General features: G+C 54.0%; 20 protein-coding genes. All 20 read right to left on the bottom strand.

What is annotated here, in order from left to right; all coding sequences use genetic code 11:
- Nucleotides 1-40 precede the first annotated feature (40 nt).
- The gene (locus FHS18_RS05470) at nucleotides 41-745 is read right to left on the bottom strand and encodes a YggS family pyridoxal phosphate-dependent enzyme (RefSeq protein WP_183597810.1); all 705 of its coding nucleotides are present in this window, start codon (nucleotides 743-745) and stop codon (nucleotides 41-43) included.
- Nucleotides 742-1,605, bottom strand: coding sequence for a peptidoglycan editing factor PgeF (gene pgeF, locus FHS18_RS05465; protein ID WP_183597808.1), 864 nt, complete (start codon nucleotides 1,603-1,605; stop codon nucleotides 742-744). The genes FHS18_RS05470 and pgeF overlap by 4 nt, the downstream gene beginning before the upstream one ends.
- Nucleotides 1,606-1,669: 64 nt before the next feature.
- Nucleotides 1,670-1,948 (bottom strand): YlmC/YmxH family sporulation protein, encoded by a 279-nt coding sequence (locus tag FHS18_RS05460; RefSeq protein ID WP_183597806.1) that lies wholly within the window; start codon nucleotides 1,946-1,948, stop codon nucleotides 1,670-1,672.
- Between the two features lie 122 nt (nucleotides 1,949-2,070).
- A complete protein-coding gene (gene sigG, locus FHS18_RS05455; RefSeq protein WP_183597804.1) occupies nucleotides 2,071-2,853 on the bottom strand; it encodes an RNA polymerase sporulation sigma factor SigG in 783 nt (260 codons plus the stop codon).
- Between the two features lie 201 nt (nucleotides 2,854-3,054).
- Nucleotides 3,055-3,777, bottom strand: a complete 723-nt coding sequence (gene sigE, locus FHS18_RS05450; RefSeq protein ID WP_183597802.1) for an RNA polymerase sporulation sigma factor SigE — start codon at nucleotides 3,775-3,777, stop codon at nucleotides 3,055-3,057.
- Nucleotides 3,778-3,810: 33 nt separating this feature from the next.
- Nucleotides 3,811-4,755, bottom strand: a complete 945-nt coding sequence (gene spoIIGA, locus FHS18_RS05445; RefSeq protein WP_183597800.1) for a sigma-E processing peptidase SpoIIGA — start codon at nucleotides 4,753-4,755, stop codon at nucleotides 3,811-3,813.
- 448 nt (nucleotides 4,756-5,203) lie between these two features.
- Complete coding sequence (gene ftsZ, locus FHS18_RS05440; protein WP_183597798.1) at nucleotides 5,204-6,346, bottom strand: cell division protein FtsZ; 1,143 nt, start codon at nucleotides 6,344-6,346, stop codon at nucleotides 5,204-5,206.
- A 17-nt stretch (nucleotides 6,347-6,363) separates the two neighbouring features.
- Entirely contained in the window at nucleotides 6,364-7,614 is a 1,251-nt protein-coding gene (gene ftsA / locus FHS18_RS05435) for a cell division protein FtsA (protein ID WP_183597796.1), read from the bottom strand.
- 256 nt (nucleotides 7,615-7,870) lie between these two features.
- The gene (locus FHS18_RS05430; RefSeq protein WP_183597794.1) at nucleotides 7,871-8,614 is read right to left on the bottom strand and encodes a cell division protein FtsQ/DivIB; all 744 of its coding nucleotides are present in this window, start codon (nucleotides 8,612-8,614) and stop codon (nucleotides 7,871-7,873) included.
- A gap of 124 nt (nucleotides 8,615-8,738) precedes the next feature.
- Nucleotides 8,739-10,019, bottom strand: coding sequence for a UDP-N-acetylglucosamine 1-carboxyvinyltransferase (gene murA, locus FHS18_RS05425; RefSeq protein ID WP_183597792.1), 1,281 nt, complete (start codon nucleotides 10,017-10,019; stop codon nucleotides 8,739-8,741).
- Between the two features lie 15 nt (nucleotides 10,020-10,034).
- A complete protein-coding gene (gene murB, locus FHS18_RS05420; protein ID WP_183597790.1) occupies nucleotides 10,035-10,940 on the bottom strand; it encodes a UDP-N-acetylmuramate dehydrogenase in 906 nt (301 codons plus the stop codon).
- 174 nt (nucleotides 10,941-11,114) lie between these two features.
- Entirely contained in the window at nucleotides 11,115-12,233 is a 1,119-nt protein-coding gene (gene murG / locus FHS18_RS05415; protein WP_183597788.1) for an undecaprenyldiphospho-muramoylpentapeptide beta-N-acetylglucosaminyltransferase, read from the bottom strand.
- Between the two features lie 5 nt (nucleotides 12,234-12,238).
- Nucleotides 12,239-13,336, bottom strand: a complete 1,098-nt coding sequence (spoVE, locus tag FHS18_RS05410; RefSeq protein ID WP_183597786.1) for a stage V sporulation protein E — start codon at nucleotides 13,334-13,336, stop codon at nucleotides 12,239-12,241.
- Nucleotides 13,337-13,380: 44 nt separating this feature from the next.
- Complete coding sequence (murD, locus tag FHS18_RS05405) at nucleotides 13,381-14,817, bottom strand: UDP-N-acetylmuramoyl-L-alanine--D-glutamate ligase (protein ID WP_183597784.1); 1,437 nt, start codon at nucleotides 14,815-14,817, stop codon at nucleotides 13,381-13,383.
- Nucleotides 14,818-14,985: 168 nt separating this feature from the next.
- Nucleotides 14,986-15,942 (bottom strand): phospho-N-acetylmuramoyl-pentapeptide-transferase, encoded by a 957-nt coding sequence (mraY, locus tag FHS18_RS05400; protein ID WP_183597782.1) that lies wholly within the window; start codon nucleotides 15,940-15,942, stop codon nucleotides 14,986-14,988.
- Between the two features lie 15 nt (nucleotides 15,943-15,957).
- Nucleotides 15,958-16,110 (bottom strand): hypothetical protein, encoded by a 153-nt coding sequence (locus FHS18_RS05395; RefSeq protein ID WP_183597780.1) that lies wholly within the window; start codon nucleotides 16,108-16,110, stop codon nucleotides 15,958-15,960.
- Complete coding sequence (locus tag FHS18_RS05390) at nucleotides 16,110-17,594, bottom strand: UDP-N-acetylmuramoyl-L-alanyl-D-glutamate--2,6-diaminopimelate ligase (RefSeq protein WP_183597778.1); 1,485 nt, start codon at nucleotides 17,592-17,594, stop codon at nucleotides 16,110-16,112. Before FHS18_RS05390 ends, FHS18_RS05395 begins: the two co-directional genes overlap by 1 nt.
- Nucleotides 17,595-17,721: 127 nt before the next feature.
- Nucleotides 17,722-19,650, bottom strand: a complete 1,929-nt coding sequence (locus FHS18_RS05385; protein ID WP_183597776.1) for a stage V sporulation protein D — start codon at nucleotides 19,648-19,650, stop codon at nucleotides 17,722-17,724.
- Between the two features lie 94 nt (nucleotides 19,651-19,744).
- Nucleotides 19,745-21,970 (bottom strand): penicillin-binding transpeptidase domain-containing protein, encoded by a 2,226-nt coding sequence (locus FHS18_RS05380; RefSeq protein WP_183597774.1) that lies wholly within the window; start codon nucleotides 21,968-21,970, stop codon nucleotides 19,745-19,747.
- 8 nt (nucleotides 21,971-21,978) lie between these two features.
- Nucleotides 21,979-22,383, bottom strand: coding sequence for a cell division initiation protein (locus FHS18_RS05375; protein WP_183597772.1), 405 nt, complete (start codon nucleotides 22,381-22,383; stop codon nucleotides 21,979-21,981).
- Nucleotides 22,384-22,403 lie beyond the last annotated feature (20 nt).

The raw sequence follows: 22,403 nt of genomic DNA, 5'->3' as shown, positions 1-22,403 counted from the left end.
CTTACGGAAGTTGCTCTCGAGCTTGTCCTATTTACGATTATTACCCCTTACCTACGAGGATCGTACCAAGTCTGAGCCAGTTCGCGCCTTCTTCCACGGCGACCTCAAAATCACCGGACATGCCCATCGACAACCCTTGGATCGGCTCGCGAAGTATCGCCCGCTCATTAAGTTCGTCACGCAGCTGCCTGAGCCCCCGGAAGTACGGCCTCGATTCCTCAGCCTCGCCCTCAAGCGGAGCCATCGTCATGAGTCCAACCGGTTGAATATGGGAGTAAGACGGAAGCTCGCGCGCAAAATCCCATAATCCGTCGGGAGTGAGGCCGTGTTTGCTCTCTTCGCCAGACACATTGACCTGAATGAAACATGGAACCGTAATCCCCAACTGCTCAGCTCGTTTGTTAATGGCCTCAGCCAGTGAGGTCCGGTCGAGCGAATGAATGTATGTAAACCTGCCGACGACTTCTTTGACCTTGTTCGTCTGGAGCGAGCCGATAAAATGCCATACGGCATCATCTGGTTGGCCTGCTGTCTCGCCGCTGATTGCATTCCATTTGGCCGCGGCATCCTGCCAGCGATTCTCGCCCATATGGACCAGCCCATGCGCAAGAACATTGCGTGTTTCCTCAATACCGACATATTTCGTAACCGCAATCAGCTGAATCTCCTCGCGCTTCCTTCCGCTTCTAGCGCAAGCCGCGAGCAGACGCTGCTCGACGGAATCGATCCGCTCTGATAATGTCATGCTTGTGCAGCACCTCTTCCTATTCCTATCCAGCTGACCATTCGCCCCGTCTTCCCTTGCTCCATGCGATGGGAGAAGAATAGGTCCGTGCGGCAGCCGGTACACCAACTCGTTATTTCGATATTCGTCGGCAAAATTCCTGCTTTTATCATAATCTGTCGGTTTATTTCTTTCAAGTTAATCGTGGCCTTGCCGCCGGTTGTCGGAACGATGATCTCCGCTTGCGCCGCCGCCTCGACGTTAAGGGCCTCAAGAAGAGGCTCGACCCGCTTCAGCACCGTCTCATCCACTTCATAGCAGCAGCCCCCGATTGAAGGGCCAATCGCACCGTGGATATCAGCAGGATCGCTTCCGTAAGCAACCGCCATAGCCTCAACGGTCATACGGGCAATCTCTTGAACCGTTCCTTTCCAGCCTGCATGGGCAAGCGCGACCGCCTTCTTCACCGGATCGACAAAATACAGCGGTACACAATCCGCGTAGAAGGAGGTCAGAAGGACATCTTCCTCATTGGTCATGAGCGCATCCGCCTCAGCGACCGCGTTCTGCCTGCTGTCATTGCCTTTGCCACGGTCAGCATGCGTCACTTGAACGACCCGGTTGCCATGCACCTGCTCGGCACAGGTCCAGGCTTCGAAAGACCATCCGAGCGCCTGTACGAGCAACTGGCGGTTGCGGATGACATCCTCGTTCGCATCCCCTACGTGCAGCCCGCAATTCAATCCCGTCCACGGCGCAGCGCTCACACCGCCTTCTCTTCCGGTAAAGCCGGCCGTCAATCCTTCGATGTCCTTCATCCAGGACGATATTAAAAAAAGCGAAGGTTCCTTCGCTGCCGATTGTTCGAATGGTTCTCTCATCCACGATCACCTCTTGCCAAGTGTACCATACGCGGAGGTTTGCGGAGTAGAGCAGACTTGCCCTTTACCGGGCAGCCTGCTCCTCTTCCTCTACCCGGTAGGTCTTCGCGTCATCGACACGAACGAGCACAACATCGGTCCCGATCTTCACAATATTGCGCCACGGAATGACCATATCCGTCCCATTCCCGCCGAACAAGCCGAAGAACTTCGTGTAACTTGGCACGACGATCGCATCGATCCTGCCCTGCCGGAGGTCGAGCTCCAGATCGCTGACCTGCCCCAGCTTCCGGCCATCTACGATATTGATAACATCTTTCGTCTGAAAATCCGATATCTTCACTCACCTGTCACCACGCTTCCAAGGGGAGTATCTCGCCTGTACCGCCTTGTTATTACTATATGTTGGTTTTGGGCAAAATGTCCTGCTTGCGCCCAAATAAAAAACGGCGCTAGCTGCGCCGCTCAAGTCTTGACATGCTTCTGCATTTGTTGGATCGCCGACTTCTCTAACCTTGACACCTGAGCCTGCGAGATGCCGATCTCGTCTGCGACCTCCATCTGCGTCTTGCCTTCGAAAAACCGCATCGATAAAATCATCTTTTCCCGCTCGTTGAGCTTGTGCATCGCTTCCCTAAGCGCGATTTCCTCTATCCATGACACATCTTTGTTTTTGTCGTCACTGATTTGATCCATGACATAGATGGGGTCGCCCCCGTCGTGATAAATCGGTTCGAACAATGAGACCGGATCTTGAATCGCGTCGAGCGCAAACACGACGTCCTCTTTGGGAACGTTGAGCGCTTCGGAAATTTCAAAAATCGTTGGTTCGCGCGAATTTTTATTCGTTAAGCTATCTCTAACCTGCAGTGCCTTATAGGCAATGTCACGCAAGCTGCGCGATACCCGAATCGGGTTGTTGTCACGCAAGTATCGGCGAATTTCACCGATGATCATGGGTACTGCATACGTGGAAAACTTGACGTTCTGACTCAAATCAAAGTTGTCGATCGCCTTCATCAGTCCAATGCAGCCGACCTGGAACAGGTCGTCGACGAATTCACCGCGATTGTTAAAGCGTTGGATGACACTGAGTACCAGCCTCAGATTGCCATTCACCAATTTCTCTCTTGCTGCCCATTCATTATTCGTCTGCAATGCCGTGAACAGCTCGCGCATCTCGGCATTGGTCAGGACGGGCAGTTTCGCGGTATCCACTCCACAAATCTCGACTTTGTTTCGGGTCAACGTGATTACCTCCCAAGGAGAAACATTAATGTTCATTATCTCCCCGCCCCCCCAATTTATTCCGAACGCAAAAACGGCCCCGCCGCCATCCGAAGATGGCGCGAAGCCGTATTTTATCTGCGATTGAGCGCGATATTCCCCCTTATGGCGGTCCATTTCTTGACAAAATATTTTCAGTCGTTCTCACTAACTCGCCAGCGACTAGACCATTTTATTGAACTCTTTCCGCAGCCGTTTGATGATCCGCTTCTCGAGTCTGGATATGTAGGATTGGGAGATGCCGAGCAGATCCGCTACGTCTTTCTGCGTCTTCTCTTCGCCGTCGGCCAGTCCGAAGCGCAGTTCCATAATGATTCTCTCTCGTTCCGTCAGCTTGTCGAGCGCTTTGTGCAGCAGCTTCCGGTCTACCTCTTCTTCGATATTCCGGTAGATCGTATCATTCTCGGTTCCGAGTACATCGGAGAGGAGCAGTTCGTTGCCATCCCAGTCGATATTGAGCGGTTCGTCGAATGACACCTCGGTGCGCGTCTTGCTATTGCGCCGCAGATACATCAGAATCTCATTCTCGATACATCTGGATGCATAGGTGGCCAGTTTGATCTTCTTCTCCGGATCGAACGTATTCACCGCTTTAATGAGCCCGATCGCACCGATGGACACCAGGTCCTCGATATGGATTCCTGTATTCTCGAACTTCCTGGCAATGTACACGACGAGCCTTAGGTTGCGTTCGATCAGCATTGCCCTGATGGCCGTATCGCCGGAAGGCAGCTTCTCAAGCAGATATTCCTCTTCTTCTCTCGTAAGCGGCGGGGGCAGCGCCTCGCTTCCGCCGATATAATAAATTTCTTCGCTCTTTAGGCCGAATAAAAACAAAACACGATAATAATATAACTGCAGGATCAATTTCCATTTGACGAGCATGGTGCTCCATCCCTCCTACGAAGAACTGTGGCTTTACGAAGACGCGCCCGCTTTAACGAGCAGTGACGGATGGATTATTGCCTGGTAGGCCCCATCTGCGACTAACTTGCCGGCATCCAGGCCGACTAACACCTTTGTCGTGACAAATGTTTCTCCTTCTCGTGTAATCGCTACCTGATCGGGTTTGATCGCCAGCATAAACTGTGCGCCTCGGTTAACTCCGCGAAATGGCACGAGCCGCAGTCGATCCTGCCATGCGAAAGACTCTCCGCTCATGTGTGCGATCAGCCTATCCACTTGCGCTTCCTTGATACCTTTCAACCACGAAGGCGGCAGTTCGTCTTGCCAGATAGCAGCTTCCATCACCATTACAGGCGTCCTCGTAAGCGGCTCATAGAGCTGGTTGCCTGTATCGATCAGACCTGTGCAAGTGTGTACGCTGTCCCCGATCGTCACTTTCACCTCCGCAAGATGATTCTGGACAATCGAACGCTCTTTACGAAAGGTCAGGACGGAACGCAAAATGTAAAGGCCCACACAAGCGATACTAAAGACAAAAACAGCAGCCACCTTAATCTCAGGTACGGCTGTTCCCGCGATGAAACGTAGTACTCCGTCATAACTGTCCGCTGCGTCCATAAACAGATAATGAAACCCGTAGACCGCACCGCCTGCAGCAAAATTAACCATATAGAATGAGCCAATTAAGCGAATGAACAGCTGGATACTCCCGAATCCGAACCCGATCAGCAGCATGACGAGTGAGAACAGCACTTTAACCGGAACCGACAGCATCATACTCAATTGCGGAAAGATGACAACGACCGCGTATAAGGCGCCTGTCGAAGCTGCGAGCAAGGTGCGCCACCAACGTAGTCTGACACCGCGGATCCAAGCTGTCATAAGCAGTGCAGCGCCGTTGAAAAAGAGGTTAACCATGAAATAAACATCGATGTAGACAGGGGCCAGCGCATTCACCTTCCTGCTTGATTGGCGCTTGCTGCAAGATGCCGCGTGGTGTGTAGTGCCCTTTTTCGCTTGTGTCTAGTATAGTTAAATCCTATTACAATGTCTGTCTAAACATGCCGTCAGGAGCGATCTTTTTTTGTCGAGACTGCCGGGTGCTGCAAGATGCTCTCATAGGCTGTAAAGTCCGGCCCCGCCTGATTTCGAATCCGTTGTATGAACCTCTCTCATCTATGGAAGTCCCCTCACATTCTGTCTTGTAGGCTCGGAACATGCAGGACGCCAGCTATGTAATTGTGACACTTTCAGGCCGAATTAGCGCTTGTTTCGCCGCGGGAACTCTCTTCCCCGTCCAACTGCTAGAATCGCGCGGAAAGCAAAAAAAATGACCGCCCCACTTCCGTGGAACGGTCAACCTCGTTTACATATAATCCCGTTAAATATCGGGTAGCTCTATGCCTTAGCGGTCATTGTTGCGACGATTGCGCAAGAATGCCGGAATATCAAGCTGGTCGCTGGAAACATTGCCTTGATTCGCCGTGAACGGCTGACGGGCGCTTCCGCTTTGTGTCGTCGTAGTGCGCGATTCAGGAGCAGGCTCAGCGGCCGGTTGGGCTGCCGGATTGCGGCGAATAGCCGGGGTTGGGTTGCGATGCTCGAACCCTGTTGCGATAACCGTTACCTTAATATCTTCCTTCAGGCTCTCATCGATGCTCGCGCCGAAGATCATGTTAACTTCCGGATCGGAAGCGGAGATTACGATCTCAGCTGCCTCGTTAACCTCGTACAGGGACAGATTCGCGCCGCCTGTAATGTTCATGATAATGCCGCGCGCACCATCGATGGACGTCTCGAGCAACGGGCTCTGAATCGCTTTGCGTGCCGCTTCAGCCGCGCGGTTCTCGCCAGTTGCTGCGCCGATACCCATCAGAGCGGATCCGCGTTCCGTCATAATCGTCTTCACGTCCGCAAAGTCAAGGTTGATGAGACCAGGGACCGCGATCAGGTCGGAGATGCCTTGTACCGCTTGGCGAAGCACGTTGTCAGCTTCACGGAACGCTTCCAGCATTGGCGTCTTCTTATCGACGATCTCGAGGAGACGGTCGTTCGGAATAACGATCAGCGTGTCTACCTTTTCTTTCAACGCTTCGATGCCAAGCTCGGCTTGTCCGGAACGTTTGCGGCCCTCGAACGTGAACGGGCGTGTGACGACGCCGACAGTCAGCGCGCCGCATTCGCGTGCGATCTCAGCGATTACAGGAGCAGCGCCTGTTCCCGTACCGCCGCCCATGCCAGCTGTTACGAATACCATGTCAGCGCCTTTAAGCGTGTTGCTGATCGCCTCGCGGGATTCTTCAGCCGCCTTCTTGCCGACTTCCGGATTCGCGCCTGCACCAAGTCCGCGCGTCAGCTTGTCGCCGATTTGCAGCTTTTGCTCGGAACGAGCCATATGAAGCGCTTGAGCATCCGTATTCACGGTAATAAACTCAACGCCTTTAACCCCATTCTCGATCATTCGGTTTACTGCGTTACTGCCGCCGCCGCCTACACCGATTACTTTTATCTGGGCGAGCTGTTCATTCTCAAAGTCAAACTCCAACATTCTATTACTTCCCCCGATCAAATGAATTCACTAAACATATTTTTCAGTCGTTCGAACAGTCCGGATTTGTTAGCAGGTGCCGTAGTAGAACCTGCCTTGCTGCGCGCCACCGCTTTCTTAGGCGAACTCACAGGACGGTTCCGCATAAACTTGGAGACGTATTGAATCATGCCTACGCCGCTTGTGTATGCTGGGTCTCGAACGCCGATATAATCGGGAACTGCTATACGGACGGATGATTCCAGTTCGCTCTGGGCCAGCGCTAACGTACCTGGCATCGTAACGGAACCACCCGTCAGCACATAGCCGTTAACCTTATCGCTGTAACCGAGGCGGTGTACTTCCATCCGAATGAGGTGGAAGATCTCCTGCATCCGAGGTTCAATGATATTCGCGAGATCCACCTGTGTAAATTCCTTCTCTACATTGCTTCCCATGCGCATCACTTTGAACTTCTGATCTTCAGCAGCATCATCGATGAGCGAACAGCCATATTTAAGCTTGATCTTCTCGGCGTATTCGGTCTGTGTGCGCAAGCCATAGGAGATATCGCTCGTCACATATTCCCCGCCGATCGGCAGCGTGGATGTCGCCACAAGATTGCCTTGCTCGAATACCGCAATAGAACAAGAGCCTGCACCTACATCCACCAGTACAGTACCCATATTTTTCTCATCCTTGGTCAATGACATCTGACCGGAAGCCAAAGACATGAGGACGACACCGGAAATCTTGAGGTCCGCCTTCTCGACGCACCGTACAAGGTTATGTATGGCCGTCTTCGTCCCTGTTACTACAGTCGCTTCTACCTCGAGGCGGACGCCAATCATGCCGCTCGGGTCAGATATTCCTTCTAGCCCATCTACGAGAAACTGCTTCGGCACCAGATGGATGATCTCGCGCTCAGGCGGAAGCGCAACTACCTTAGCCGCTTGCAGCACCCGGTCGATGTCATCGTCGCCTATCTCGCGGTCTTCATTGGAAACCGCGACAACGCCGTGATTCGTCTGAAGTCCGATATGATTGCCTTGAATACCTACATACACATCGTTTATCTCAATACCTACCATGCGCTCCGCGTGCTCGACAGCATTGCGAATCGACTGCACAGTCTGGTCAATATCAACGATTGCGCCCTTTCGAATTCCTTCCGAGTCGGCAGATCCTACTCCAATAATATTAATGGAACCGTTCGTTACTTCACCAATAATAGCACGAACCTTGGATGTACCGATGTCCAAACTGACGATGATGTCGTTGCTGCTCAACCCATGGCACCTCCGTTTCAAAAAGAATTTGTTGCGTTTGATAAGAAAGCCGCGTAAATTGCTTTCTATCATATTCAACGCAATTTATATTTTCCCTCTTTTTTCTACATTTTTTTCGGTATATGCAATTGTTTCCAACAATATCCGATTTCCAACAGCTTGTCCTTTAATTGGATCACTCCGTTATTATTCTGTTAAGAATGCGTAATTTAAATTCTATCACTCTTTCAAGCTATTGAGTAGTCTCTTTTTGGCCTTACTCCTCATTTTCTGGCTCTTCCGGATCGAACGAAACATAGCTGTCTGCGAGTAGCATAGTAATGGTACCCGGGTTCTGCGTCTCCACGACGGCATCCAAAGTTGATACCTTATCCTTTAATAGGGACACAGCGGTGATGACTTCAAAATGCGTGCGAGTGTAAATTTTGATCCGGTCAGGGTAAGCCTTGGAGGGGGAAGGAATTATCTCAGAGAAGTCAGTCAGCAAATCAGGCGGAATTTGGGCAAGCTCCATGCCCAGTTTGGCCTTAATCGGATCATCCTTTTTCCAGCCGGAAAGTATCGGTTTGTCGACGACGTTGTCGGATCCTGCCGAAATACTAGATCCATTCGACAAGATCGCAGTCAGTTCGCCCTGTGCCGAGAGTTCATAAGCAACCGGAGCGAATTCTTTGACGACAATGTTCACTTTGCCGGGAAACGATTTGGTTACCACTGCCGACTCTACCGTCGGAAGCTTCTTCAGCCGCTCCTCAACGACCTTCTCGGTCGTGCCGAAAAAGGTATCGCCTTGTGCAATGCCCGCCGTTAGGATCAATGCTTGAGCCGTATTGAACCGCTCCCCCTCGACCGTTATTGCGGAGATCTTGCTGATGGAGGAATTAAAGAACAACACGCTTAATATAACTATAAAAAGGAGCACAAGAACGGTAATCAGTTTCTTCCCGCCTTTGCGCTTGCGGACGGGCTCCCGTAAGACGGGAATCTTGTTATCTTGCATCGGCTTGTCCTCATTTCGTACAAACGCAAACGGCGTGGTAGCACGAACACCGATCTTCCTCTCCATGGAAACGGTGCAAGCGGCTAGCCATTGCCGTAAGCGGTCTTCAATCTATATGACGATTCTAAGGCTGAATTAGATTGTTCACCGGGGAAGAAACCCTCTTGATTCTGGCCCCCAGGTGTTCTAGCATGGTCTCGATTCGATCGTAGCCCCGGTCGATATGATGGATCTGCTCCACGACCGTCTTGCCTTGCGCAGCCAACCCGGCAATAACCAAGGCTGCTCCCGCACGAAGATCGGTTGCCTCAACGGTTGCCCCATACAAGCGCGGTACGCCGCGGATGAACGCCGAGTTCAGATCGACACGAATGTCAGCACCCATGCGGCAAAGTTCATCCACATGCTTGAAACGGCCTTCGAAGATCGTTTCCTTCATGATGCTAACGCCGTCAGCCAGCGCGAGAAGCACCATGACCTGCGACTGCAGATCGGTCGGGAAAGCAGGGTAAGGCGAAGTTACGATCCGGTCTATCGATTTGGGACGATTGGCGCTGCCGACTTTAATTATATCACCGTCGACCGTAATTTGAACACCTGCCCGCCTGAGCACATGGATGAGCGAAGTCAGATGGGACGGACATGTATTATGCATCGTCACCGAACCTCTTGTCGCCGCGGCGGCTACCATGATGGTTCCTGTTACAATTCGGTCCGGGATGACCGGATACCTGCAAGGCGTAAGTTTTTCTACCCCTTCGATCGTAATCGTATCGGTCCCCGCCCCAATAATCTTGGCGCCCATGGCATTAAGGAAGTTCTGAAGGTCTTGAATCTCAGGCTCACGCGCCGCATTGCTGATCGTCGTTAAGCCATCGGCCAACACAGCGGCCATCATAATGTTCTCCGTCGCTCCGACACTCGGGAAATCTAGGTGAATCTCCGCTCCCCGCAGCTTCTTCGCATAACATACGACGCGGCTGCCTTCCTCTTCTATCTGCGCGCCAAGCGACATCAATCCGCGCAGATGCAAATCAATCTTTCTTTCACCGATCGCGCAGCCGCCAGGCTGATAGATCGTCACTTCACCGAATCGTGCAAGCAGCGGCCCCATTAGAAAAATCGAGGAACGCATTTGCCGCATCAGCGATTCCGGAATATGCGAGGATTGCACGCCGGTCGTATCCAGCCATACCGTCTGATTCTTATGCTCTGCCTTACATCCCAGATCACGCAAAATATTGAGCATGACCTCGATATCAAGCAAGTTCGGTACCTGATCCAGCGTCACATTCCCTTCCACCAGCATGCTGGCAGCCAAAATCGGCAATGCGGCATTCTTCGCCCCTTGGATAACAATGGATCCTGAGAGAGGTTTCCCGCCTTCAATCACCAATTTGTCCAATTTATCACCTCCGAGTTACCGCTCACCCACCACCAATACTTCCGGCACCAACTCAACGCCATAACGCTCTTGGACGGTGCTCTGAATTTCCTTCATGAGGGTGAGAACGTCATTCGCCGTCGCCTGCCCGACATTGACGATAAAATTGGCGTGCTGCGTCGATACTTCGGCGCCGCCGATCCGATATCCCTTCAGTCCTGCTTCCTGGATCAGTCTCGCTGCATAATCATTCGGCGGGTTACGGAATACGCTGCCCGCGCATGGCAACTGCAGCGGCTGCGTGGTGCGCCTGCGATCCTTATAGGAAGCATGTCGTGCGATGATCTCTTCTCGGTTTCCCGGCGTCAACTCGAACGTGGCCGAGACTACAATGCCCGGACGTTCTTGAAGTACGGAATGTCGATACGTAAAAACCATGTCTTCCGCTTGTAATTCAACCAATTCCCCTGTTTCGAGCACAACTTCAGCAGATTTGAATATACGAGACACATCCGACCCGTGGGCGCCTGCGTTCATGTAGACGGCACCGCCGACCGACCCTGGAATGCCCCCTGCAAATTCCAGTCCGGAGAGCCCTTCTTTCGTCGCCAATACCGACAATTTAATGAAGGAATGCGCCGCGCCTGCATGTACCGTGGTCCCATTAAACTTAGCATAATCGAACGCTTTGCCCGGTTGGATAACTACGCCGCGGATCCCTTTGTCGCTGACGAGCATGTTGGAGCCTCGACCCAGGTTGGTCCAAGTCATATTGTGCTTGCGAAGCAGCTTGACGACGTTCACCAGCTGATCTTGGCTGCTCGGAACGATGAGAATATCCGCCGGTCCCCCGATTTTCCAGGTTGTGTAACCCGCTAGCGGCTGGTTATAGCAAACCTCTCCAGCTTCCGTCTCTCTCAGTTCCGCTATGAATTGCTCCATCTGTCGTACCTCCTTCTGCTGCAGCGATTGTGGAGAACTCCCGCGAACGCATCAACCCAATCCTTAGGACCGCGTGCTGCCCAAGTGATTGGTGAGCACTTGTGCGAACCCGCCGGGTGACGGTCACGATTATGGTGTATACTATGCCCTCTCACACAGGTGTGTGACAATCGCCTATCCCTTCGATGGCTTGCGGGCCAATCTGCGCAGCTCGCTGACGATCACTTCAGCAGAACGGGGCAGCCCTAAGTCGAGCGCGGCAGCCCCCATCCGGGAGATCCGTTCCTCGTCCTTGATCAGCCGTTCGATGCGCTCGAAAAGCGTAACTCCGCTTAAGTCCCGCTCCAGCAGCATCTCTGCCGCCCCTGCCTCTACGAGACTTAATGCATTGGCCTCCTGATGGTTATTCGTCACATTAGGCGACGGAATAAGAATCGATGGAATCCCCAGCGCAGTAAGCTCAGCCAGCGAGGAAGCCCCCGATCGGCAGACGGCAATGGTGGAGGCAGCTAGAACTTCCGGCATATTATGCAAATATGGCAGCACATGAATCGCATGGGAGGATTTCTTCAAAGCCTTCTTGATGCGAGATTCGGTGCTGTCATAGTAGCTTTCTCCCGTAACAAACACAAAGTGGACGCCAGGCAGCCGCTTCACCAGCGGTGCCATGTCCACCATTGCGTCATTGATGGCTTTGGCTCCCCGGCTCCCCCCGAACATGAGCACGATCTTGCTGCCCTTTGGGAGGCCGAGCGAGGCAAAGCCGCGATCCCGGTTCGCCTGCACGACGTTCGTCGCGCAAGGATTGCCGGTCATTAAGACATGTTTGGCCTTGCCGAACTGCGGAATCGATTCCTTAAAACTGACTGCAACCGTATCGGTATATCGGGATAGAAATTTGTTCGTTAAACCCGGTTCTGCATTCTGCTCATGGATGAGCGTCGGAATGCCCAGCTTTGCTGCCGCGTAGACGACAGGGCCGCACACGTATCCGCCTGTCCCTACGACGACATCAGGCTTAAATGAGCGAAGCAGCCGCTTGGCACGTTTAACGCCTTTAAGAAACTTCATGATCGTCCGGATATTATCGACGGACAATTTGCGGCGAAATCCCGTTATTTCGACCGGCTCGAACTTGATCCCCTTCTCAGGCACGATTCTCGCTTCCAGCCCCTTGGGCGATCCGATATAGAGAATGTCGCAAGCCTTCTCCTCCGCCTGCATCTGCCTGCCAATCGCAAGCGCAGGATAGATATGCCCGCCTGTTCCACCGCCGGTCAGTACGATCCGCATACGCGTCACCTCGAATAACGGGATATGTTGAGCAAAATACCTAGCGCCGTTAGCAGCAGGGTAAGCGATGATCCGCCGTAGCTGACCAGCGGCAGCGTAATACCGGTAACCGGCATCATGCCGATGACGACGCCAATGTTAATGAACACCTGAACGGCCACGATGCCTACGATACCGACTGCGAGAAGACTGCCGAACGTATCCGGAGCCGCCATCGCCGTTCGCATGCCTCGCCACACGAGGATCGCGAACAGAGCAATAATCGCTGTCCCACCGATAAAACCGAGTTCTTCCGCCACGATGGCGAAAATAAAATCCGTCTGCGGCTCAGGCAAATAGCTGTACTTTTGCCGGCTCATTCCAAGTCCCAGACCAACCAGCCCGCCTGGTCCGATGGCGTACAACGACTGAATGATCTGATAGCCCGTGCCAAGCGGGTCCGACCATGGGTCCAGGAAGCCCGTAATCCGCTTCATCCGGTACGGGGCAGCGAGAATCAGACCCACGAGCCCAAGCACGCCGATCATCGCGAGCGACCCTAGATGGGCAATCCGCGCGCCTGACGTATAGATGACGATCAAGGATGCGCCGATCATAACCGCCGCGGAGCCCAAGTCCGGCTGCAGCATGATCAATCCGAATGCCAAGCCCAGAATGCCGAGCGGCGGCAGCAGGCCTTTCGTGAAATGCGTCACCATCTGCTGCCTGTCGGATAATAGCTTCGCCATGAACAACACCATCGCAAGCTTCATGAACTCCGAGGGCTGGATGCCGAACGAGCTGATGCCCAGCCAGCTCCGCGCACCGCCGCGCACGACGCCAACTCCCGGGATCAAGACGATGATGAGCAGGACGAAACACAAGATGAGCCCTGCCTTGGAATACTTCTTCCACATCCAGTAGTCGGCATTCATCGTGACGAACATCGCCCCGATGCCCAACAAGGCGAACAGCGACTGCCGTTTGACAAAGTAGAACCTGTCGCCGAACTCATGGAAGGCAAGCACCGCGCTGGCACTGTAGACCATAATAAGTCCGATGGCGAGAATGAGGAAGATGGAGACGATCATCCAGACGTCCGGTGCGGACCTGGCTTTTGCCATAGCGCAAACACCTCTGCATGCGTAAGTAGGGACAAGCCCCCTACTTACAAGGTATGCGCCGATTGCTTAAAAATGCTCCCCCGCTGCTCGTAAGATGCAAACATGTCCCAGCTCGCGCATGCCGGGGAGAGAAGTACGATATCCCCGGGCTCAGCCAGAGCTGCAGCCTCACGGACAGCCTGCTGCAAGGTCGCTTCGGCGTCCTCCACAGGTTCGACGGTTTTGATCTTCGTTAAACCCGCAAGCTCCGCAACGTGAGCGAGCTTCTCCCTTGTCTGCCCTAACGTGACGATGGCCTTCACTTTATCTTTGAGATGCGGCAGCAGTTCCATATAGTCGGATCCGCGATCAAGGCCGCCAGCGATCAGAACAATATTTCCCGGGAAAGAATGAAGCGAGATGACCGTTGCCGTAGCATTCGTCGCCTTGGAGTTGTTGTAGTACTTGACCCCGCCGCGCTCGCACACGAACTCCAGCCGATGTTCAACGCCGCGGAAGCTTCTAAGCGGCGCCGCCAGCAGATCGATCTCGGCTCCCGCCGCGATGCATGCCGCAACAGCGGCTGCCGCATTGGCAGCATTATGTCTGCCAGGAATGCCAAGCTCCGCAACCGGCAGTACTTCATGCACTTCTCCATCACGGGACACATATTGAATGACGCGTTCCTGTTCGCCTGCCGGATCTGACAGTTCTGCGGGATAAGGCGGCTGAATGAACACGCCGTAAGGAAGCTCTTGCGAAATCGAGAACGGCAGAATAGAGGCTTGAATCGTGCCAGATTCCATCAGCTTGCGGCATATCGGATCGTCCGCATTCAGCACAGCGGTATCTTTGAACGTCTGATTGGCGAACAGTTTGGCCTTGGAAGCCACATAGTCGTCCATATCGCCATGATAATCGAGATGCGTCTCCGCAAGGTTCAGCAGCACCGACACATGCGGACGGAACGACTGCGTCCCCTTCAGCTGGAAGGAGCTGAGCTCTGCGACGATCCAATCGTCCGGACGGGCGGTCTGCGCCACATCGCACAGCGGCGTGCCGATGTTGCCCGCAACGATCGCGTTCAACTCAGCCGCTTCGAGCATGTCGCCGATCCATGTCGTCGTTGTCGTCTTGCCGTTGGACCCCGTGATGCCGATCATCTGCGCAACCGCGAGGCGGTATGCGACTTCTACCTCCGTCACGACGTCCAATCCGAGCGCAAGCGCCTGCTGAACCGGCTTAGCCTTATAGGGAATACCCGGATTCTTGACGACGAGCGCCGTATCCTTCGTAATGAGATCGTCCGGATGACCTCCGCATATAACAGAAACACCCAAAGCGTCCAGCTCGTCCGCTTCGGGGCTCAAATGGCGTTCCTTCTGATCGTTCACCGTTACGTTAGCGCCAAGCTTATGGAACAGCTTTGCGACGCTTACTCCGCTTTTGGCCAGGCCTAGGACGACGACCTGCCGGCCTTTGTATGCTGATGGATGCTCCATGCTGCTACTACCTCCATGACTGCTTATTTGTGATTGCGGCCCTCCCGTTAGCAGCCGCATAGAATACTCATACAAAACTTAAGAGGCCGCGAGTCAAGAGGCTTCCTAAAAAATAGCCTCTATATATTAACCCGCACTGCCTCTCTATTAAACACCTTTATCCGGCCATTATCGGCCGAGAATAACGCCTATTGCCGCAAATACGATGCCAACGGCCCAGAACGTTGCCACGACGCGCCATTCCGTCCAGCCCGATAGTTCGAAGTGATGATGGATCGGGCTCATCTTGAAGATCCGCTTCCCTCTTAGCTTGAAGGAGCCGACCTGCAAAATAACGGAGAGCATCTCGAGCACGAATACGCCGCCAATGATCACGAGCAAGAGCTCCGTCTTGGTCAGAATCGCCACGGCCGCCATTCCCCCGCCGATGCCAAGCGAGCCGGTATCGCCCATGAATACTTTCGCCGGATGGGCGTTAAAAACGAGGAAGCCGAGCAGGCCGCCGATCATGGCAGCGGAGAATACCGCGGATTCATGCTCGCTCGCATGCATGGCAAGCAGCGTGAAGGCTCCGAAAGCAACGGCGCCCGTACCCGCGAGCAGGCCGTCCACGCCATCGGTGAAGTTGACCGCGTTCGTCGTGCCGAACAACATGATGACGACAAGCACGTAGTAGAACCAGCTGAGCTCCAGCGAAGCCGTCGTGCCCGGAATCGAGATCGCCGTGCTATGGTCCATCTGGTAGAGCAGCACGCAGACGACGATGGCAATGATGAATTGGCCGATCAGCTTCTGCTTGGCCGTCAATCCGAGCGAACGCTTAAATACGATTTTAATATAATCATCCAAGAAACCAACAAGTCCAAAACCGAGCGATGAAATGAGCAGCACCCAGAATTCAGCGGTCTTATCCGAGAACTTCAGGAACGCCAGCAGAACGGCCAGCATAATGATAATGCCGCCCATGGTTGGGGTGCCCTTCTTCTTCAAATGGCTTTGCGGCCCTTCGGTTCGGATATGCTGGCCGAATTTCAACCGTCTAAGCAGCGGAATGAACAAAGGTCCAAGCAAAACCGCAAGCAGGAAGGAGGCGCCGATCGACAATAAAATGACCTTGATGTCCATAACGTTACCCACCTCTTAACCGCACGGCAGAGCACGAACGAACTCGTCCATGCCCACGCTGCGCGCGCCTTTCATGTCTATACGGCTGCAAGCCGCGGTAACGGCCCCGGACGCATGCCGTGGATGCCGGTGGTTATTCTTCGTGTCGGTAAACTTTCGATTATACACTAGACAAGACTCCTTATCGCTTCTTCGGCCACTTTGCGATCATCGAAATCATAGGTGACTCCGCCGATCAGCTGATAGGTTTCATGGCCTTTCCCCGCAATCAATACTACATCGTCGGGGCTGGCCATTTCAACCGCTTTTTGTATCGCGACGCGGCGGTCTACCTGCAGCTCGTATCGCTCTGCCGGCACGTGATCCGCGGTGAGGCCAGCCTCGATATCCGCCAAGATGGCAAGCGGATCTTCCGTACGCGGATTATCCGAAGTGACGAGCACGTAGTCCGAATAGCGCGCCGCGATCTGGCCCATAATCGGACGCTTGGTCCGGTCGCGGTCACCGCCGCAGCCGAATACGCAGATCACACGGCCAACGGCAAATTCCTTTACGGCCTTGAGCACGTTGTCGAGTCCGTCCGGGGTATGCGCATAATCGACGACTACCGCAAACGGCTGTCCGGCGTTAACCGCTTCGACGCGCCCAGGTACGCCCGGAACCGCTTCGAGACTCGCCTTGATTTGCGCAAGCGGAATATGCTCGATAAGACCGGCAGTCAATGCCCCCAGTGCATTATAAACGTTGAACTTCCCGGCCATGCGCAGCGTAATATCCGCCTCTCCAACCGGCGTCTTCACATGGAAGGAAGTACCGTGCGCCGTAATATGAATATCGGAAGCTTGAACATCCGCCGGCTTGTCGACGCCATACGTGATTACTTCGGCCGCCGTCATCCTCGCGAACATCTCGGAGGCGGGATCATCCCCGTTCAGCACGGCATAAGCACGTTCGCTCTCGTCTGCGGCATACTCGTTGCCAAGCCGCGAGAACAGCAGCCCTTTTGCCCCGGCATAGTGCTCCATCGTCCCATGGTAATCCAGATGATCCTGTGTCAGGTTCGTGAAGATCGCCGTACGGAAACGGCATCCTTTGACGCGCCCTTGTTCCAGCGCATGCGAGGAGACTTCCATCGCAACGCAGTCGGTTCCTTCCGCATGCATCTGCGCCAGATACCGCTGCAGCTCGAGCGCTTCCGGCGTCGTCCCCGACATCGGGAACGATTGCCCTGCGAAGCGCCGTTCAACCGTCCCGATCACGCCCGGATGATGGCCGGCATCCGCAAGTATGCGCTCGATCAAATAGGTTGTCGTCGTCTTACCGTTCGTCCCGGTAACGCCGATCAACTTCATTTGTTGGCTCGGTTGTCCGAAGAAACGATCGGCAATAACGGCCATAGCGAGTCTGGCATCCTTGACGACCAACTGCGGTACCGGAAGTTCAAGCGGTCGCTCAACGACGAGCGCTACTGCTCCTTTGTCCACCGCCTGTGGCGCGTACGCATGACCGTCCTGCGTATGGCCCGGCAAGCAGATAAACAAGTCGCCTGCGGCAACCTGCCGCGAGTCCGTCTGAACTCCTTGTATTTCGATTGTGCCGTCACCCTGCAGCTGTGCGACACGAAGTAATGCTGCCAGTTGTTCTAATCGCATCCTGCGATTCCCCCTCACGCTTGTGTAAACCGCACCAATCCAAGCTCCGCTGTCGTAACGACGCGGCGCAAGGACGGTGCGGATGTTATGTTCTTGTACCATTATCGACATCATTGCGAAACTTTCTTCATTCCTCTTCCTTGGCTAGATAAATCCGGATCGTAGATCCCTTCTCGACCCGGGTTCCCGCCGCAGGCGCCTGCCGGATAACGGTATTCCCGGAACCTGCCGAGGATAGATTGAAGTTCATATTCAAGTCTTCATAGATCTCGGTTACGGTCTTGCCGATCAGATTCGGCACTTCGACGATCGGTTGCGCGAGTTCTCCGTATTTGTACGTCCGCTCAATCTGATCCTTGCGCGGCTCGATGCCCATATATGGGAGCGCATCGGCCAAAATATTATGAACGATCGGCGCAGCAACGACGCCGCCGAATTGAATGCCCTGCGGATTATCGACCGCGACATAAACGACGATCTGCGGATCGTCCGCCGGCGCGAAGCCGACGAAAGATACGATATGCTCGTTCGAGGAATAACGGCCGTTGATGACCTTTTGCGCGGTACCGGTCTTGCCTCCGACACGGTAGCCGTCCAAGAAGGCGTTCTTCCCTGTGCCCTGCGCGACGACGCTCTCCAGCGCTTCGCGCACTTGCGCGCTTGTCTCTTTGGAGACGACTTGCCTGACCGCTTCCGCCTTCACTTCTTCCACGGTCTCGCCCGTTTCGGGATTCACCCAAGCTTTGGCCACGTGAGGTTTATAGAGCGTTCCCCCGTTAATCGCGGCTGAAACGGCCGTAATCTGTTGGATCGGCGTAACCGAGACCCCTTGGCCGAACGCCGTGGTCGCCAGCTCGACCGGTCCGACCTGATTGAGTTTGAACAGGATCCCGTTCTCCTCGCCGCCCAGATCGATTCCGGTCTTCTTGCCGAAGCCGAAATTGCGGATATACTCGAATAGTTTCTCCTTACCTAGCCGGTTGCCGAGTGCGACAAAGCCCGGGTTACACGAATTCTGCACGACTTCCAGGAATGTCTGGCTGCCATGGCCGCCCTTCTTCCAGCAACGCAATCTTGCTCCGCCAACCTCTACCGCTCCGGGATCAAAGAAGGTCTCCTTCTTCAAATCGACCTTCTTCTCCTCCAATGCGGCAGCCAGCGTTATGATCTTGAACGTCGAACCTGGCTCGTACGTCATCCAGATCGGAAGATTGCGGTTATAGACCGAACCTTCGTAGTCCCGGAATTTGTCCGGTTCAAAAGCCGGTCGGCTCGCCATCCCTAGAATCTCGCCGTTTTTCGGGTTCATTGCGATCGCGATGATATCGTCGGCTTGGAATTTCACCATCGCCTGATCGAGCTCGCGTTCCATAATCGTCTGGATATGCTTGTCAATCGTCAGCTTCATATTGAGGCCGTCTTTGGGCTCCTCGTAGACATCCGATGAGCCTGGCATAATCTTGCCGGCGGCATCGGAGAGGAAAGATACATTGCCGTTCATGCCCTGCAAATACTTATTGTATTTCGCTTCTACGCCGGTTAATCCGCCATCCATCCCGACGATGCCCAAAATATGCGAGGCCAGGTCTTCATAAGGATAATAACGCTTGTTATCCTCGGCTACGACGATGCCCGGCAAGTTCATATCCTTGATCTTCTGCGCTTTCTCGGTCGTAATCTTACGGCCGCCCGGCTGGATATTGACGATCATTTGCTTCTTCTTGAGGAACCCAAGCACTTTCTCCTTGGTCATGCCCAGCTCATTGGCAAGTTTGGCCGCCGTCTCTTCCTTATCTTTCACCTGCACCGGAATCGCCATCACCGTCGGCGAACTGATATTATACGCAAGCTTCTCGCCGTTTCGGTCCCAAATCTCGCCGCGCTTGGCCGTGTACGGAATTTCGCGGCGCCATGAATCCTCCGCCTTGGCCGCCAGCTCCTCGCCTTTGACGAGCTGAACATAGCCAAGCCGGCCCCCGAGCAGCGAGAACGACAAAATAGATACGATCAGCGCGATGAACAGTCTTCGGCGGACCGTGACATTCGACACTTTCAAGAGCACATCCCCCTTACGATAGGCTTCGAACAGGCAGCAGTACATGCTTATCCTATTCCAAGCCTATTCGTATGCTAAGGGGGTTAGAACAAGCCTACTCGCTTGTCTCTGTCGTTGTGTCGGCGCCTGCGTCTCCGCTGCCTGCCGTCGATTCTTCCGTCCCGTCGTCCGGTCCAGGCGGCGATAGCGTAAGCTTAACCACCCGCTCGCCGTTCAGTTTCGCCAACATTTGGTTGGAGACGAAACCTTCGCCAGCGGTGACTGCCCGGATGCCGAGCAGGGAACACATCTCCAGCGCATCGCGGAGCGACAACCCGATCAGATTCGGAAGCGATAGCTTATCCCGCTCCTCGGTCAACAGGTAGATCTTCTGCGTCGGGCTTACTTGCGTCCCTGCCGCCGGAATCTGCTGCTTGACGGTCTTGCCCGTACCGAGCACTTCGACGCTTAACGAACGGGAGACTAGCTTCTGCTTGGCATTCGCCACCTGATTGTCCTTCATATCCGGCACCTTGATCGTGACTTCCTTCTGCTCTGCTGCGGTAGTCTTCTGACCTTCCGGAAGCGCGGGGGATACGCCCATATGCTTTAAGCTTTGCTCCACGATTTTCTTGAAGACCGGTGCGGCAACCGAACCACCGCCGGCATACTTATCGTTCGGTTCATCGACGACGACATAGACGATAATCTTCGGATTGCCGACAGGAGCAAAACCGATAAAGGAGACGACATACTTGTCGTCGGAATATTCGCCGTTGCTTCCAACCTTCTGCGCCGTACCCGTCTTACCGGCTACCCGATAGCCGGGAATGTACGCCTTCTTGCCCGTACCGATTTCTTGGTCGGCGACAACCTGCTCGAGGTATTCGCTTGTTTTCTTCGACGTTTCGGCGGATATAACCTGACGAACCACCTTCGGCTGCGTCACCGTCTTCTTGCTGGTCACCGGATCATCGATTTCCTTGATGATGTGCGGCTGCAGCAACTTCCCGCCGTTCGCTACCGCCGCTACCGCGGCGACCTGCTGAATCGGAGTAACCGAGACGCGGCCTTGACCGAATGCAGCAGTCGCTACTTCGGTAGCGTAGTTTTTGCGAATGGCGATACGTCCGTTTATCTCGCCGGGAAGCTCGATACCCGTCTTTACCCCGAAGCCGAAGTTCTCGATATATTGCACCAGCTTATCGGCCTTAAGCATCTCATAGCCCAGCTTGACGAAGGCAACGTTACTGGAACGCTTCAAGCCTTCGAGATACGTAATCTCGCCCCAACCTTCACGCTTGATATCGCGGAGCGTACTGTCTGCTACCCGGATGCTACCGGATTTATAGGTTGCGTTCGGATTGAACAGCCCTTCTTGAACGGCGGCGGCCAACGTTACGATTTTGAACGTCGAGCCAGGCTCGTATTGCGACTGGATTACATGGTTGTAGAATCCGGCCGCCGAAGAATCCCAGTATTCATTCGGATTGTAGGAAGGCAGATTCGCCATGCCGAGAATCTCCATCGTCTGCGGATCCGCAGCAATGGCCGTAATGCTCTTCGGCTGGTATTGTTCATAGACCTCTTGGATCGCTTCTTCCACGTAATGCTGAATTTCGGTATCGATCGTCAGCTGTACATTACTGCCGTCGCGGGATGGCTTGAATTCCACGGTGCCATTCTCGAGGATGACCCCATTGCCGTCACGCTCATACGTAATCTTCCCGGCCTCGCCGCTCAGTTCTTTATTCAAGTAGGACTCCAAGCCGCCGACTGCCGCGCCATCCCGGTTCGTATACCCGAGAATCTGCGCAGCCATCGTCTGCTTCGGATAGAAACGTTTCGTATCTTCGATGAAGGACAGCCCCACATCATTCGATCCGGCCTGCTCACGCAGCTCTTCACGGAAGCGAATAAGCCTGTCGTACAACGCGGTGTCAATCTTCCACCCTTCAGGGCGCACTTCACGCTGCTGATAGTAAGTGCCGTCGCTTTTCTTCGCGGTTACCAGTTTGCGAAGCTCCGTTTCGGATTTGCCCAACACGTTGTGTAGCTTGCTCACTATAATATCCTCGAGTCCCAGCTCATGGATAACCTTCGGATTGACCGCGACCGTATAGGCTGCGACATCCATGGCCAATATGTTGCCGTCCCGGTCGGTTATCGTGCCCCGCACCGGATCCAGCGTCTCTGACCTGGACCAAATCTCTCTAGCTTTATCAGACCAAAAATCAGCTCGGACGACCTGTTCCCAGTAGACTTTGGAAAGCAGGACAACAAAAAGGAGGGTAATAACCCCTCCGACTACTAGTGTCCGTAATTTGATTCGTCTTGTCATCTTCTCACCTATTCCTGTGTATCCGATGTGGAGGACGTCTCGCCGATAATAATGTCGTTGTTCCCATCATCTTGGATTAGTCCTTCTGCTTCAGCCTTCTCCTTGATGCGCTCGGGACTGCTCTCGATCTCTACCGTCTTGGTCATCTCTTGAATCTCTTTGTTCATCTTGTCGAGTGACGCGGTCGCTTCCTTCGCAGCCAGATTGATCTGGTAGATTTGAATGTCGCGGTACAGAATATAGAAGCCTGTTACCACCAGCATTAAAATCGTGAAGAGCACAACCATCTTGTCGCGCGTCGGAAGCGGCTTGCGCTTCGTGACTGTCGTCCGCTTCTCCCGATACTGCGGCTGTTGCTGCTGTTCCGGCTTACGCTTCGGCTGAAGTGCCAAATTCCCATTCGTATAAGCCAATTAAATTCCCCTCCCATGAA

The organism is Paenibacillus phyllosphaerae (assembly GCF_014192105.1).
Lineage (GTDB): Bacteria > Bacillota > Bacilli > Paenibacillales > Paenibacillaceae > Paenibacillus_Z > Paenibacillus_Z phyllosphaerae.
The sequence above is the reverse complement of the archived record's forward strand: the minus strand, read 5'-3'. Positions and strand labels throughout refer to the sequence as shown.

What these genes read in the sequence shown, in the direction of transcription:
- FHS18_RS05470 (WP_183597810.1), bottom strand. Translation starts at nt 745, where the DNA reads ATGACATTATCAGAGCGGATCGATTCCGTCGAGCAGCGTCTGCTCGCG.
- pgeF (WP_183597808.1), bottom strand. Translation starts at nt 1,605, where the DNA reads ATGAGAGAACCATTCGAACAATCGGCAGCGAAGGAACCTTCGCTTTTT.
- sigE (WP_183597802.1), bottom strand. Translation starts at nt 3,777, where the DNA reads ATGCTCGTCAAATGGAAATTGATCCTGCAGTTATATTATTATCGTGTT.
- ftsZ (WP_183597798.1), bottom strand. Translation starts at nt 6,346, where the DNA reads ATGTTGGAGTTTGACTTTGAGAATGAACAGCTCGCCCAGATAAAAGTA.
- FHS18_RS05430 (WP_183597794.1), bottom strand. Translation starts at nt 8,614, where the DNA reads ATGCAAGATAACAAGATTCCCGTCTTACGGGAGCCCGTCCGCAAGCGC.
- murB (WP_183597790.1), bottom strand. Translation starts at nt 10,940, where the DNA reads ATGGAGCAATTCATAGCGGAACTGAGAGAGACGGAAGCTGGAGAGGTT.
- murG (WP_183597788.1), bottom strand. Translation starts at nt 12,233, where the DNA reads ATGCGGATCGTACTGACCGGCGGTGGAACAGGCGGGCATATCTATCCT.
- spoVE (WP_183597786.1), bottom strand. Translation starts at nt 13,336, where the DNA reads ATGGCAAAAGCCAGGTCCGCACCGGACGTCTGGATGATCGTCTCCATC.
- murD (WP_183597784.1), bottom strand. Translation starts at nt 14,817, where the DNA reads ATGGAGCATCCATCAGCATACAAAGGCCGGCAGGTCGTCGTCCTAGGC.
- mraY (WP_183597782.1), bottom strand. Translation starts at nt 15,942, where the DNA reads ATGGACATCAAGGTCATTTTATTGTCGATCGGCGCCTCCTTCCTGCTT.
- FHS18_RS05390 (WP_183597778.1), bottom strand. Translation starts at nt 17,594, where the DNA reads ATGCGATTAGAACAACTGGCAGCATTACTTCGTGTCGCACAGCTGCAG.
- FHS18_RS05380 (WP_183597774.1), bottom strand. Translation starts at nt 21,970, where the DNA reads ATGACAAGACGAATCAAATTACGGACACTAGTAGTCGGAGGGGTTATT.